Here is a 14,873-nt window from a genome sequence, read left to right on the forward strand (position 1 = left end):
ACTAATCACCTGATGAAAAAACTCCTTTATCTCATTTTGTTCTGCGCACCGTCAGCTTGTTTTGCCCAGGATTCGAATAAAGACGTAACTTTCTTAAACCCATCTACAGTTGGTAAGCCATTTGGCTATTCTCACGCTGTAATTGTTGATCTGGGTAAAAATAAAATGGTGATCATGTCGGGTCAGGTTGGTTTGGATCAGGCCGGTAAGCTTGCCGGCAAAGGTGATCTCGCGAGCCAAACTGAACAGGTTTTTGCCAATATCAAGAACATTGTTGAGGCTGCAGGCGGGACCATGAATGATCTGGTTGAGTTGAACTACTATATCATAGACGCATCGCAGGTGCAGGTAGTTCGTAATATAAGGGATAGATATGTGAATACAAAGCAACCACCGGCAAGTACACTGGTGCAGGTAAGCAAGCTTTTCAGGGATGATATTTTAATTGAGATAAAAGCGACGGCTGTTATCAAAAAGAAGTGAGGTTAATATTAAGCCTACGAAGTTTTAAAAACTTCGCAGGCTGATTTACGTGTTACCATTTTTTATTGACGACCCTTGCTGCCTTTACCTGTGCAGTAGTTACCGTATTTGCCTTATTGCCAAAGGCCATTAATTTAAAAAAAACCGACGACAGGTTTCCTTGTCGCCGGTTTTTATGCCTTGTTTATGCCTGTGAGGCAATACTTGTAAGTGAGATTATGAATAATAAAATGAGAGCTTTTTTCAGTCTGTTATTATTTTTTATAGGTGATTTTATAAATATTTCCAGCTACATCATCGGTAACGTAAAGTGAGCCATCCGGGCCTTGCGCCAAGCCGCATGGACGGTGGGCCGCAGCACCTGAAGCAGTATTAGCAGCAGAGCCAGAAAAACCATCAGCAAAAACTTCCCATTGCCCATCGGGTTTGCCATCTTTAAACGGTTGAAATACCACGAAGTAACCAGCCTGCGGTTCAGGAGCGCGGTTCCATGAACCATGAAAAGCTATGAATGCACCATTTTTATATTTCACCGGAAACTGATCGCCGGTATAAAATAACAGGCCGTTAGGGGCAAGATGGCCCGGATAAGCAGCAACAGGGTCGATAGCATCTTTTCCGCCTTCAATCTTACCGTCGCCTCCATATTCAGGCATAAGCATTTTTTTATGTTGTTCCTGGTCGTAATACATATAAGGCCAGCCTGCATTATCTCCTTTTTTAAGCGCATACATACACTCGGCAGGTAATATGGCCGATTGTTTAGCAGTGAAATATTGTGGATAGAATTCAAAAAGCTGATCGCGGCCGTGCTGCATTACAAAAAGCTGGTTGTTTTGCTGGTTCCAGGTGATACCTACAACATTACGCAGACCGGTAGCATAACGTACACCATCGCCATAATGCTGATTCAATTTATCAGCCTTAAACTGCCAGATGCCTCCGGCCGAATCTAAAATAGGGCAGCCCTTTTGGCCCGGGGAACCCTTTTTTCGGTCTTCAACCTGGCAGGCATTTGAGTAAGCGCCAATGTTTACGTAAATGTTGCCATCGTTATCAAGCGTTATGGCCTTAGCTTCGTGCTCGTGGCGGCTGATAAGCCCTGTAACGATTTTCTCGGGCTGATCAGGATTGATAACCTCGCTTTTGTCGTTGAGTTTATAACGAAAAACCTCTTCGTCTGAAGATGCATACAGGTACCCATTTTTAATCGACATGCCTGTACCGCTATAAGCACCAAAGCTGTTCTTTACGGTAGCCTTGCCGCCATCTTCGTGAAGCATTAATATCCCCTTGTTGTTTTTGACGTTAGTAAGTTTTACGTAGATGTCGCCCTGTGGAGTGATGGCAATATGGCGGGTGCCCCCAAGTTTTTCAGCAATAATACTGGCGCTAAAGCCTTCTGGAGTTTTAAGACCTGCATTTTCTGTTGATGGAGCAGGAGAGGAAGTGCTATCAGCAGTTTTCTTCGAGTCGTTATTACTTTTGCAGGCTGTAATAAACATAATACCTGCCATAGCGACTACGGGCAGTATGGAACGTAATAATTTGCGGTTTTTCATGGTAAAGATTAATGGTTATCAAATTAAGTAAATATACCTATAATCCTAAAATCTGTTTTGTAGTAATCGAGTGACATTGTTGTTTTTTTATCTAAGCATATCAATTAATAAAATTTGGCAACAATAGATTGCGGCCTTAATTGTTTGAAATAAAATTGGGTTAAATGGCTTGCGGGTGAAACATAGTATCAATCAACTAATGTTGTGGCATATAATGCTGTGTTTGATTAAACCATTGCTGATAGATATCGTCCTAACTGTATAAAATTTACAATTATGAAGAAGTTAGCCATATTATCAGCAATAGCAGCCGGAAGCTTATTTATCAGTAAAGCCAACGCACAGGTATCTATACAATTTGGTATCAATATCCCCGCTCATCGCGTTTACGTACCTGTCCCTCCTCCGCCGGTAGTAGAAGAAGAGCCTGTTTATGATGATAACGTAAATGTTAGTGACGACGATGATTATTACTATTTACCGGAAGTAGAAGCTTACTATAATGTAGGTGCAGGATGCTACTACTACAATGACGGCAGCCGCTGGGTAAGCTGTGCTTATCTGCCAGGCGCTTACCGTGACTATAACTGGCGTACTGCTGTACGATACGAGGTAAGAGCGCCACGACCATACTTGCGTCACGATTTTTACAGGCAAAGGTGGGGCGGTTACATGGGCGACCGTGGTAACTGGGGTCACCGTTTTGACAGAAGGCCTGCAGGCGACTATGCTTATCGCCCGGGTTGGGGTGGTGACCGTGGAAGCTGGGGCAGAAGACCTAATCCGTATGATAACCGTGGTAACTGGGGAAATGGTAGAGATAATCATAACTGGGGCAACGGTAATCATGACCGTGGTAACTGGGGTAATGGAAACCAATCTGACAATGACAACCATGGTAACCATGGCGGATGGGGTAACGGACAGCCTAACAATGGCAACAATGATAACCATGGCGGTCATGACAATCGCGGCAATTGGGGTGGCCGACCATCAAACGGCGGCGGTTATGACAGGGGCAATGGTGGTGAGCGTTTTTCTCAAAATGGAAATTACGGCCGGGGCATGCGCAGGTTTTAATATTCTAACTCCCTATATATTAACTGAAAGGTCGCCTGTTATGGGCGATCTTTTTTGTTTTATATATTGTTGTGCATTTTTGAGTTATCCTGCATGCATTAATTAATAAGTAATATAAACCATTTATTATCTACTAAACCTGTTTAGCATTACCATTTATATTATATATTTGGTTTTAAAATACTAAATCCTTGAAGAAGAAATTATCTATAGTTGACATTGCCAATAGCCTGAATATATCTAAAACTACGGTATCTTTTATCCTTAATGGTCGCGCGCAGGAAAAACGCATCAGCGATGAGTTGGTGAAGCGCGTACTTCAATATGTGAAAGAGGTTGGTTATAAACCCAATTCGTTAGCCAAAAGTTTACGCACCGGCAAATCAAATATCATCGGCTTGCTGGTGCAGGATATTTCCAATCATTTTTTTGCCACAATAGCCCGCCGCATAGAGGACCTTGCTTACCAAAACGGTTATAAGATCATTTACAGCAGTACAGATAACGATACGCAAAAAACGCGCGAACTGATAGCTATGTTTCGCGACAGGCATGTTGATGGGTACATTATTACCCCGCCCGATAATATTGAAGAGGATATCAGCGATTTGATCAAAGATGGTTTCCCTGTGGTACTTTTTGACCGCTACCTGCCTAAAGTAGCTACCGACTATGTAGTGGTTGATAACCTGTTCAGCACCTTTAACGCCACACAGTACCTTATTGATAAAGGACATAAAAATATAGCTTTTATAACTTACAGCTCTATCCAAACTCAAATGATAGAAAGGCTTGAAGGTTATGAAAAAGCCATGCACCAAAGCAAATTAAAACCCAATATAACCGAGGTCGATTTTCACACTACTGTTCAGGAACTGCTTAAGTTAATGACAAACTTCCTGGAAAAAAATAAAGATGTCGATGCCATTCTGTTCGCCAATAATCATTTGGGCAAATGCGGCTTGAAGGCCATCCGTAAGGCAGGTAAAAATATACCGGGTGATATTGCTTTGATCGCGTTTGACGATTACGAACTTTTTGAATTGTATACCCCAGCTGTTACCGCTATAGCTCAGCCAATTGACGAAATAGCCGACAACGTGATCAAGCTGCTGATGGAAAGGCTTAACGCTGCTGTCCCCGAAGAAAAAAATCAACACATAACATTAGCAACCGAACTAATTATCAGGGATTCATCAAACTAATGAACTATTTTGCAGAATGAATTCAGGGTGATGATGCACCACGTCCTGAACGATTGATTATTTCAATTCATCTTTCAATATAGCCCAAACATTATTGGCTACAATCTTTGCACCCTGAGCGGTAGGGTGGATGCCATCGCCCTGGTTAAGTGAGGGTACGCCTCCAACGCCTTGCAATAAAAAGGGGACAAGGGCCATATTGTTTTTTTTAGCCAGATGGGGAAAAACGTTTTTAAACTTAGCGGTATAATCGGCGCCCATGTTCGGCGGTACCTGCATGCCCAGCAAAACAAGTTTAGCATCAGGATATTTGGCTTTTACCTTATCTACTATGGACTGAAGATTTTTGGCGGTTTCGCTTACCGGGATGCCACGAAGGCCATCGTTGGCGCCAAGCTCTAATACAAAAACGTCTACTTTTTGCTTTAACAGCCAGTCTATGCGGCCATTGCCGCCTGCGGTAGTTTCGCCGCTTAGTCCGGCATTTATTACTTTATACGGTAATTTTAATGAATCAACCCGGCGACTGATAACGCCGGGAAATGCATCTGCAGGATCATCGAGGCCGTACCCGGCAGTGAGGCTATCACCAAAAAACAAAACAATTTTCTTTGATGCCGAATCGGTTTTGACATTTTCTGTGGCAGCTTGCGCCTGATCATTGTTTGATGATTTAGCACCATCGCCGCAACCTGCCATTGTGAGGGCCGCAAGCAAGATACCGCTTAATGTAACTTTGTTCATATAAAATAAATACAATGCGCTCAGGCGTTTGTTCTTAAAATCTCAAGCGGCGGTTTGTTTAATACCCCACGGCTATTCAGTAAGCCAATAACAACCGTCAGCAAACTTACTATTAAAAATAGCACAAGTGCTGGTAATATATTCACACTGTATGGTATTTCAAAACTATATTTTGCCAGGAAATAAGTACCCGCAAAAGCTATCAGGATTCCGGTTAAGGCCGACAGGCTGCCCAAAAACCAATACTCCAACGCTGTTATAGTGAATATTTGTTTACGGCTTGCACCAAGCGTACGCAATAAAACACTTTCCTGGATGCGCTGATATTTGCTGATCCGCACAGATGCTATTAGTACCACAATACCTGTTATAATACTGAACGCGCTCATGAAACGTATAACGTAGCTGATTTTACTTAACAGCTCATCAACAACACTTAAAATTAGCCCCAGATCAATTATCGAAACGTTAGGATAAGCCCTTACTACAACCTGCTGAAAAGCTGCTGATACCTTGTTTGATGGCACGTGTGTCATCAACACATGAAATTGCGGTGCACCCTCAAGTATTCCCTTCGGAAAAACCACCTGAAAATTGGTTTGTACCTTACCCCAGTTAACCTTGCGGATACTGGCAACATATGCCGGCATTTGTACGCCCTGCACATTAAATACTATTTTGTCGCCAATTTTAAGGTTGCCCCGTTTAGAGAGGTTTTCTTCAACAGATACCGGGATTTCTTTTGAAGGATCGGCTTTGCCAATCCATTTGCCATCCAGCAATTTCTCTGATGATGTTAACGAATCTCTGAACGTTACACGGTACTCCCAGGTAAACACACCATGCTGTATTTTAATAGTAGTGTCTTTTGCAAGGTCGGCGGCCGTTTTACCGTTGATTTGTTCAATACGCATCGTAACAATAGGCACTTGTTGCAGCACAGGAAGTCCCTGTTGCTTTGTTAACTGAACAACCCCTTTTTCCTGGCTGCTCTGAATATCAAACAATATCATGTTTGATTGATTGCCGCTTGTAGAAAGATTGACTTGCTGTACCAATAATGTCTGCACAAAATAAAGTGTACAAATAAACATGGTACTTAAACCAATGGATACGATAAGAATAATGGTTTGATTATTGGGGCGGTATAAATTCGCAAATCCCTGTCTCCATAAGTAGCTCCATGAGCCTTTTACTATTGCTTTTGTGATACGCATTAATAGCCAGGCTGTTGCCGTAAGGATCATAAAGGCAATCAGGATTCCTAACGTAAACAGGATACTGCCAATGATGCTGTCTAATTGTAAATATGTAAATGCTATCACAAATACCAGTATCAGCAAATACACGAGCCAACGCAAAGGATCACGCCTGTTGCCACTTTCATCAAACGAGATACGAAGCGTATTGAGCGGCGAGATATTGCGAACGGAGATTAAAGGTAGTAAAGCAAATAGTATAGAGATAATCACACCCAGTAAAATACCCTGGCCAATAGCCATCCACGAAATTTGTACGGAAATGGTAAACGGTAAAAAGTCCTTAAATACAATGGGGAGTAAATGTTGAACAGCGGTACCCAATATAGCCCCGGTAACAGAACCGATAATCCCGATGCCTACAATTTGTATCAGGTAAATCAAAAATGCTTCGGATGATTTAACACCAAGACAACGCATAATAGCTATCGATGCAATTTTTTCTTTTACATAAATATGGATTGCGCTGGCTACACCAACGCAACCTAATAATAAGGCTACAAAACCAACCAGCGATAAAAAACGGCTTAGATCACCGAAGGCTCGCCCCGTATTGTCTTTTTTTGTTTCGATGGTTTCAAAGCGCATCCCTGCCTTGTCAAGCATAGGATCGATCTTTTTCCCGATCTTATCTACATTAACCGACGAATTAAACTTATAATAAAAACTATAATTAACCCGGCTGCCAATTTTTACAAGCCCGGTTTGCTCCAGGTATTGCATGGGGATATAAACTACGGGGGCAATACCCGCCATTACACCGCTTTGGCCTGGTGCTTTATTCAGGATACCGGCAATCTGGAAGTTGAGGTTACCTACTTTCACAGAATCACCCACTTTAGCATTAAACTGTAGCATCAGGGTTTTATCAACCAACGCCATTCTGCCTTTCTTGAAGGTAAGTCCGGCTACCTCGGGTGTGGTTTCTAAAGTGCCGTAGTAGGGGAAATCTCCGTGTAAAGCCCTGATCTGCACCAACCGGGTACCATTGGTGCGCGGAAAATAAGCCATGGACGCAAAGCTTCGTTCCTGTGAGCGGTCGTCGCCTAATGAATCGAGCATATGCTTTAATTTATCGTCGACCGGTTTGTTGCCGGAAATAGATAAGTCGGCACCAATCAGCGTAGCGGCCTGATCGTTCACATCATTCTGTACATTGTATTTGAACGAATAAATAGCCACCAGCGCAGCAATCCCAAATACGATGGCCGATATAAAAAGGAACAGCCTTGACCGGTTGCGCCGGCTATCGCGCCAGGCCATCCGAAACAGCCAGGGGATATTTATTTTTCTTTTGAAATCAATAGCAGTATTATCCATTAGCTTATCCGTTAATGGTTTTTTCGTCGGCAATCAGTTTGCCGCCTTTGATCCTGATGATGCGCTGGGTTTTGGCTGCCAACTCAAGATCATGGGTCACCACTACAAGTGTAGTACCCGCTTCCTTATTCAGGTCGAAAATGAGTTTGATCACCTTGTCACTGGTTTCTGCATCGAGGTTTCCCGTAGGCTCGTCGGCAAAGAGGATCCGGGGGGCATTTGAAAAAGCACGAGCCAATGATACACGTTGCTGTTCACCACCCGAAAGCTGGAGCGGGTAATGATGTCCGCGCTCTGATAAGCCCACTTTATCTAAAAGATCCCAAGCCCTTGCTTTGATGTTTTTTTCGCCTCTAAGCTCAAGTGGCACCATGACGTTTTCGAGCGCAGTAAGTGTAGGTAGCAACTGGAAATTCTGGAATATGAAACCTACATGCTGATTCCGCACTTGTGCACGCTGATCTTCAGTAAGCTTATTAAGGTTAATACCATTAAGCTCAACAGTGCCTGAAGTTGAGCGGTCGAGCCCGGCACAAAGGCCAAGCAGGGTGGTTTTTCCGCTGCCTGATGGCCCAACTATAGCATTGGTTGAACCTGCCGCCACCGAAAAATTTATTTGATCGAGCACGGTGAGCGTACGACCGGCACTTTGGTATGTTTTACTTAAATCAGAGATATTGAGGATATTGTCCACAGATGTTTTTTTATGGTATAGATACAAAAAAGCCGGGGTTGTTACCACGCCCGGCCATTGAATGTCCAAGTATTATGCCATCTTTACTTTTAGCTGACATTGAGTTTAAAGGCGGCTTTTCAAGCTGTCTCTTAGTTTATTTTCCCATTCGTCTTTTAAAATACTCAGCACAATCGAGTCACGGCGGCTGCCATTGGCAAGAGGCGTATGATTTCGCAAAACGCCTTCAACTGTACAACCAATGCTTTTCATGGCAGCTATGCTTCGCTCGTTTCGAGCATCGGCCCTGAATTCCACACGCTCTATTCCCAGTTGGTCAAAAGCCAATTGAAGCAGCAAAAATTTATAATGTTTATTAAGTCCCGTACCCCTGAACTTTTCGCCATACCAGGTATAGCCTAACTGTAAGGTTTGATAGGCAGGCTGAATATCATAGAAACGGGTACTGCCTGCATACCCGCCGCTTGCTTTATCAAAAATTATAAAAGGATATTCCCTACCTGTAGTGCGGCCATTAGCAGCTGCTTTAATATAAGCTCGCATGCCATCCTCGCCGGCAGCACTTGTGAGTGAGTAATTCCAGGTGTCGGGTTCATTGATGGCAAAAGGGAGCAGGTGGTCAAGGTCAGTTTCCTGCAAGGGGCGTAATAGTACCCTGTCGTCTTCTAAAACATAGGTTGCTTCGGGGTGGAATGCAGTGCTCATCGTCAATTGTTGTTACTGGTACTGAAGTTAAGCTTTATCTGCCATTGCAAGCTCATACATCTGGTCAAAAGGTTTATTTTTTAGTTCGATGGCAACAGCCGAGTTCCGCTGCTCACAATATTTTAGCATTTCATAGCAATCGGTTAAAATATCATCATCGATACCTTTAAAAGTCATTTCCACCACTTTTCCAGAGATCTTATAATATTCGTCAAGAGCCGCAATACCCTTCTCGGTTATTTTGATCAGCTTAGCCCGTTTGTCATCGGGGGAGGTTCGTTCATCTATCTTGTTTTCCCGGATGAGCCGGTTAATGACTTCCATGCCGGTTGTTGTTTCGGCAAACATATAGTTGATCAGGTCGCTTTTTCTTACCTCCCCAAGGTGAAGTAAACCATTTAGGTAATAGAAACTTTCGGCAGGAGGGATGCCGATGTGGTTAACTGCCGACCGGAAATAAAGTGAATAAGCGCTCAGGATGCGGCCGAGGGTTTTAAGCAAGTATGCGCCGTTCATGATGCGCTCACCTTTTTTGCCGGCTTGTTTAGGCTTTGGGCGTTGCTTTTGCAGGTAGTATCTGCAAAATGCTTCTACAGTAGGTTGTTCGCTTACTTCTTCAAAAGCAGTCCATTCCTCAACTAATTGCACTATTGGTTTCATTTTATTCCGGTTTAGGTGTAAAATTATAAATTTATTTCTAAAATGTTTTAATTATTCCCAAATAGAAATATATTTGTCAAACTATATCGAAATAGAAATATATGGAAAATGAGAATGGCTTACCGTTCCGTTCTGATTTATTTCGATAATTTTAGATTGAAATAAAAATGTTTTGCAGGTTCAGTCGTCAACTATAATAAAAGCGCGATTTGATACCCGCAAAAGAGAATTATAAATCAAGATCACTATGCAACCTGATCCTACAAAAAAAACAAACAATAAACCTCCCGGCGTATTTAGTTTGCTGAAACCATATAAAGGGCTTGTGGCGCTGTTACTGTTATTTGCTTTACTGGGCAACGCCATGAACCTTTGGCTGCCTAAAATTATAGCTAACGGTATTGATGCCTACTCCAATCATCATTTTGTGATAAACGAGGTTATGGCCAAATTTCTGACGGCGACAATTGTGGTATTTTTGTTTGCAGGCTTACAGGCAATTGTGCAAATATATGCATCTGAAAAAGTAGCGCGTGATCTCAGGCAGCAACTGGCTGATAAAATATCCCGCCAAACCCATGCTTTTATCGAGCAGGCAAACCCTTCAAAACTGTTAACTAACCTTACTTCGGATATCGATTCGATCAAACTATTCGTATCGCAGGCTTTGGTTTCTATTGTATCGTCGCTATTTATCATTATTGGCTGCAGTGTTATGCTGCTCACCATTAACTGGAAACTTGCGCTGGTTGTGATCACTATTATTCCCATCATTGGCGGTACTTTTTTTTACGTTTTGAAAAACGTGCGCGCGTTGTTTATGAAAAGCCGCGGCGTTATCGACCAGCTTAATAAGGTAATTAACGAGAGCATACTCGGCGCAGCACTCATCAGGGTGATCAACTCGCAGCAGTTGGAATACAATAAATTCCTCGCCGCCAATACCGAAGCAAAGGATTACGGTTTAAAGATCCTTGGTTTTTTTGCCGGGCTCATTCCCATTGTAACGTTTACCGCTAACATGGCAGCATTTACTATTTTGGTAATGGGCGGGCATTTCGTAATCAGCGGCAGCATGACCCTGGGTAGTTTCGCGGCTTTCAACAGCTACCTGTCGTTATTGATATTTCCGATATTCATTTTAGGTTTCATGAGCAACCTGATAGCCCAGGCTACGGCTTCATTTACGAGGATCAGCATGGTTTTGAATGCGCCGGATGTTACCGACGGTGGCCCGTTGAAGGATACTTTGCGCGGCGATGTGGAACTGAGGAACGTTACAATAAGCTACGGCCAAAAATCGGCGCTGAAAAACATCTCATTTAAAGTTAAGGCAGGTTCAAAGATCGCCATCATCGGGCCTACATCTGCCGGTAAAACGCAATTATTGTACCTGCTCACCGGCTTGATCAATGCTACCGAAGGTGAAGTGTTGTTTGACGGCAAAGCCCTTGCCGAATATGACAGTGAAACCTTTCACCGGCAGGTTGGCTTTGTTTTTCAGGATAGCATTATCTTTAATATGAGCATTCGTGAAAATATCGCTTTCAGCGATACGGTGACTGATGAATCGCTTCAAAAAGCGATTGAAACAGCCGAGTTAAGTACGTTTATCGATAACCTGCCCGACAAATTGAGCACTATTGTTTCTGAACGGGGCTCAAGCCTTTCGGGCGGACAAAAGCAACGCATTATGCTTGCCCGGGCACTTGCAGTTAATCCAAAGGTTTTGCTGCTTGATGATTTTACTGCCAGGGTTGATAACAATACCGAAAGGAAGATCCTGGCAAATATTCAAAAGAACTATCCAGGTTTAACACTGATATCGGTAACCCAAAAGATTGCCTCTGTTGAACATTACGACCAGATCATTTTGCTGATGCAAGGCGAAATAGTAGCCAGCGGCGTGCATGATGAGCTGATGAAAACCAGTCCGGATTATGTACAGATCTTTAATTCACAGCAAAGCACCAGCAATTACGAACAGGGTGTTAGCCATTAAACATAAAGTTAGCGCCTGAAAAATATTGATTATAATGAACTACGATCTTAACCAATTAGGTAAAAATCAGCCAAAAACTTCTACGCTGGCCGGGTTAAAAAAGCTGCTGCAGCTGATAGCTCATGAAAAGCGTACGCTCATCATTGCTTTTTTTGCCATCCTTGTTAACTCCACACTTAACCTGCTTGGGCCGCTTATTATCGGTCATACCATTGACAAATATGTGCAGCACAAGGATTTTAGCGGGGTTTTACATAATGCGGCTATTTTATTTTGTATGTACCTGGTAGCTTTATTTACCAGCTATAAGCAAACCACGCTGATGGGAGGGGTGGGGCAAAGGATGTTGTTTACCTTGCGCAATTCTATCTTTAATAAGTTACAGCAATTGCCGGTAGCCTTTTTTAATCAGAACAAGGCCGGCGACCTGATATCGAGGGTTAACAACGATACCGATAAGCTTAATCAATTCTTTTCCCAGTCATTGATGCAGTTTATCGGCAATATCTCTATTATGATCGGCGCCGGTATTTTTTTGCTGGCTATCAATATTGAGCTGGGAGCGGCTGCTTTATCTCCGGCCTTGGTCATTCTGTTTTTAACGCTGGTATTATCACCATGGATAAAAAGGAAAAATGCAGCAAATTTGAAAAGTACAGGTGCATTGAGCGGTGAGATCCAGGAGAGCATTAATAATTTTAAAGTGATCATCGCTTTTAACCGGCGCGATTATTTCAGGAAGCGTTTTGACATAGCTAACAATCAAAACTATAAAACAGCTATCGGATCGGGCCTGGCTAACAACGTGTTTGTGCCGGTATATGGTTTATTTGCCAGTATGGCCCAGCTTACCGTCCTGTGCTTTGGTATCTACCTGATCAGTAAAGGTATGTTCTCTATCGGGTTGCTGGTGAGCTACTTATCATATGCTACCAATTTTTATAACCCGTTAAGGCAATTAGCTGCTTTATGGACAAACTTTCAGCTGGCGATGGCGGGCTGGGACAGGATCTCGCAGATCTTATCCCTTGAAACCGATTTACCCGTGCTGCAGGCAGGCATTAACGAACCAGATGCTGCTTTATTAGAGTTCAGACATGTGCACTTTAGTTATGATGAAAGCCGGGAGATCCTCCATAATATCTGCTTTAAATTAGAGCGTGGCAAAACCTATGCCTTGGTTGGCCCCACAGGTGGCGGCAAAACAACAACGGCTTCATTAATAGCACGTTTGTATGACCCTACTAAAGGGTTGGTGTTACTTGGCGGGAAAGATATCAGGAGTTTTACGGCCGAGGAACGCAGCCGAAAAATAGGCTTTATTTTACAGGAGCCGTTCCTGTTTACAGGCACGGTAAGAGATAATATCCTTTATGGCAACGAGCTTTTTCAAGATCATACCAACGAAGAAATGGAACAGGTGATCAGGGATGCCAACCTGGGCAGCCTGCTGGCAATTTTTGAAGAAGGGTTGGACACCAAAGTTCTATCAGGCGGCGACAGCATTAGCTTGGGCCAGAAGCAGCTTATTGCCTTTATGCGGGCTGTTTTACGCAACCCGGAAATTTTGATACTGGATGAGGCAACAGCCAACATTGATACCATTACCGAAAAATTGCTGAGCGACATTTTGGATAACCTGCCAAAAACTACTACAAGGGTAATAATAGCACATCGTTTAAATACGATTGAAAATGCTGATGAGATCTTTTTTGTAAACTCGGGTGAGGTGATCAGGGCTGGATCATTTGATGACGCTATGGATTTATTGTTGCAAGGAAAGAGGGTAAGCTGATCTTTCTTGGGATATGGATATGCGGTATCATGGTTTTGCCTTGTTTTTTATCCGGACTTGATAAATCGTTTTAAATTTTGGAGATAAATTGCCGGTATATAAAATAGTTGTCCGATCAACACTAAATAATTGCTAAATTATTTTTACAATTGCATATAAACTTAACCTAAGTTATGCATAAGTACAGCGGCGAAACGCGCATTTTAGTTGCAACAGATTGTATCATATTTGGATTCGACGGGGCAAATATTAAGTTATTGCTTGTTCAGCGTGGCCTTGAGCCCGAAAAACACAAGTGGAGCCTGATAGGTGGTTTTATAAAACCAACCGAATCACCCGAAGACGCTGCAAACCGTGTGCTTGAATTGCGCACCGGGCTTAAGAATGTGTATATGGAGCAGTTCCAGGTATTCGGTAAACCGGAACGTGACCCGGTAGAAAGGACCCTTTCCGTTGCTTATTTCGCGCTTATCGACATCCATAAATATGAGGCCCAACTAAGTGAAGAATATCACCCCGAATGGTTTTTACTGGATGAGATGCCCGATTTGATCTTTGACCATAATGAAATGGTGCGCCTCGCTAAAAGACAACTGCGCTATAAAGCCGCGCTTCACCCGATTTTATTTCAATTGCTTCCGGAAAAGTTCACCATTCCGCAATTACAGGCCCTTTATGAAGGAGTTTATCAAACCAAGTTTGATGACAGGAACTTTAGCCGTAAGCTGCTTTCAACAGGTTTGCTTGTAAAGCTCCCTGAAAAGGATAAGCTTTCATCAAAAAAAGGTGCATTTTACTACAAACTTGATCAGTCACATTACGAGGAAAATTTTGAAAAGTTCCTGAACCTGGTGCCCAACCCTGATAAGTTTTTTTAACATGCAGGACAAATGCGTTTTAATATTTTAGTGACAACGCCTTGTTGTTTATATAGCTGACGAGATGATGTCGGTTAGCTATTAGCATCAAATGACCCTTGTTTTATGACCTGATGCGGGTTAAATTCGTCGGGGTCTTATCAGCATGCTTTTACCAATGGCAGGCAACATTCGAATGTATGGGACTACTCAGAAAATCTGTTTAGTGTTAACCCTGTAAAATATAAATAATTGATTATTAGGTATTTGAATGCTTGGTATTTAAAATGTGTTAAGTCGTGTTAACCCCTGTTAGTTGCGTGTGTCCGGTTTTAACATGTGTTTTTTATTATCATCCGGACCTGCTGGTGGGGTTTTATAGATAGCCATGTTGCTGACACTGTTAACACGGAGATAGTTCCCAAAACCATTGCCAAACGATGGCAACACGACGATCAGAAATACACCATCCAAAATGCTCTTGAAGTTTATGATCCGCGGAAAAGC

The 14,873-nt window shown here is 42.7% G+C and carries 13 protein-coding genes; 6 read left to right on the plus strand and 7 right to left on the minus strand.

The genetic code is table 11. The annotated features are described in order from the left end of the window. The first annotated feature begins 12 nt into the window (after window positions 1-12). On the plus strand, window positions 13-483 hold the full coding sequence (locus tag FHW88_RS08350) for a RidA family protein (protein WP_176624574.1): 471 nt from the start codon (window positions 13-15) through the stop codon (window positions 481-483). Between the two features lie 254 nt (window positions 484-737). Here the strand turns inward: FHW88_RS08350 and FHW88_RS08355 are convergent, their stop codons facing one another. After that, window positions 738-2,045, minus strand: coding sequence for a PQQ-dependent sugar dehydrogenase (locus FHW88_RS08355; protein WP_255485229.1), 1,308 nt, complete (start codon window positions 2,043-2,045; stop codon window positions 738-740). 276 nt (window positions 2,046-2,321) lie between these two features. Here FHW88_RS08355 and FHW88_RS08360 point away from each other — a divergent pair, with 276 nt between their 5' ends. Together FHW88_RS08360 and FHW88_RS08365 are read left to right on the plus strand one after the other, a co-directional pair. After that, window positions 2,322-3,125 (plus strand): hypothetical protein, encoded by an 804-nt coding sequence (locus FHW88_RS08360; protein WP_176624576.1) that lies wholly within the window; start codon window positions 2,322-2,324, stop codon window positions 3,123-3,125. A gap of 191 nt (window positions 3,126-3,316) precedes the next feature. Then, the gene (locus FHW88_RS08365; protein WP_090525468.1) at window positions 3,317-4,330 is read left to right on the plus strand and encodes a LacI family DNA-binding transcriptional regulator; all 1,014 of its coding nucleotides are present in this window, start codon (window positions 3,317-3,319) and stop codon (window positions 4,328-4,330) included. 57 nt (window positions 4,331-4,387) lie between these two features. On the opposite strand, the gene FHW88_RS08370 is transcribed toward FHW88_RS08365, so the two are convergent. From FHW88_RS08370 to FHW88_RS08390, 5 genes are all read right to left on the minus strand, one after another. Beyond that, window positions 4,388-5,074 (minus strand): arylesterase, encoded by a 687-nt coding sequence (locus tag FHW88_RS08370; RefSeq protein ID WP_176624578.1) that lies wholly within the window; start codon window positions 5,072-5,074, stop codon window positions 4,388-4,390. Between the two features lie 20 nt (window positions 5,075-5,094). Further along, entirely contained in the window at window positions 5,095-7,653 is a 2,559-nt protein-coding gene (locus tag FHW88_RS08375; protein WP_218117143.1) for an ABC transporter permease, read from the minus strand. Between the two features lie 4 nt (window positions 7,654-7,657). After that, a complete protein-coding gene (locus FHW88_RS08380) occupies window positions 7,658-8,347 on the minus strand; it encodes an ABC transporter ATP-binding protein (protein WP_176624580.1) in 690 nt (229 codons plus the stop codon). 105 nt (window positions 8,348-8,452) lie between these two features. After that, on the minus strand, window positions 8,453-9,052 hold the full coding sequence (locus FHW88_RS08385; protein ID WP_176624582.1) for a GNAT family N-acetyltransferase: 600 nt from the start codon (window positions 9,050-9,052) through the stop codon (window positions 8,453-8,455). 27 nt (window positions 9,053-9,079) lie between these two features. Then, window positions 9,080-9,712, minus strand: coding sequence for a MarR family winged helix-turn-helix transcriptional regulator (locus tag FHW88_RS08390; protein WP_090525477.1), 633 nt, complete (start codon window positions 9,710-9,712; stop codon window positions 9,080-9,082). Window positions 9,713-9,959: 247 nt separating this feature from the next. Between FHW88_RS08390 and FHW88_RS08395 the strand changes: the two genes are divergently transcribed. The 3 genes from FHW88_RS08395 to FHW88_RS08405 all read left to right on the plus strand — a co-directional run bounded on the left by FHW88_RS08395 (window position 9,960) and on the right by FHW88_RS08405 (window position 14,387). Continuing rightward, entirely contained in the window at window positions 9,960-11,714 is a 1,755-nt protein-coding gene (locus FHW88_RS08395) for an ABC transporter ATP-binding protein (protein ID WP_090525478.1), read from the plus strand. A gap of 34 nt (window positions 11,715-11,748) precedes the next feature. Beyond that, complete coding sequence (locus FHW88_RS08400) at window positions 11,749-13,509, plus strand: ABC transporter ATP-binding protein (protein ID WP_176624584.1); 1,761 nt, start codon at window positions 11,749-11,751, stop codon at window positions 13,507-13,509. Between the two features lie 173 nt (window positions 13,510-13,682). Continuing rightward, on the plus strand, window positions 13,683-14,387 hold the full coding sequence (locus FHW88_RS08405) for an NUDIX hydrolase (protein ID WP_090525482.1): 705 nt from the start codon (window positions 13,683-13,685) through the stop codon (window positions 14,385-14,387). A gap of 291 nt (window positions 14,388-14,678) precedes the next feature. Here FHW88_RS08405 and FHW88_RS08410 read toward each other — a convergent pair whose 3' ends face one another. After that, entirely contained in the window at window positions 14,679-14,840 is a 162-nt protein-coding gene (locus FHW88_RS08410) for a hypothetical protein (RefSeq protein ID WP_176624586.1), read from the minus strand. Window positions 14,841-14,873: the final 33 nt, after the last annotated feature.

Source organism: Mucilaginibacter sp. SG538B, from assembly GCF_013376065.1.
GTDB classification, from domain to species: domain Bacteria; phylum Bacteroidota; class Bacteroidia; order Sphingobacteriales; family Sphingobacteriaceae; genus Mucilaginibacter; species Mucilaginibacter rubeus.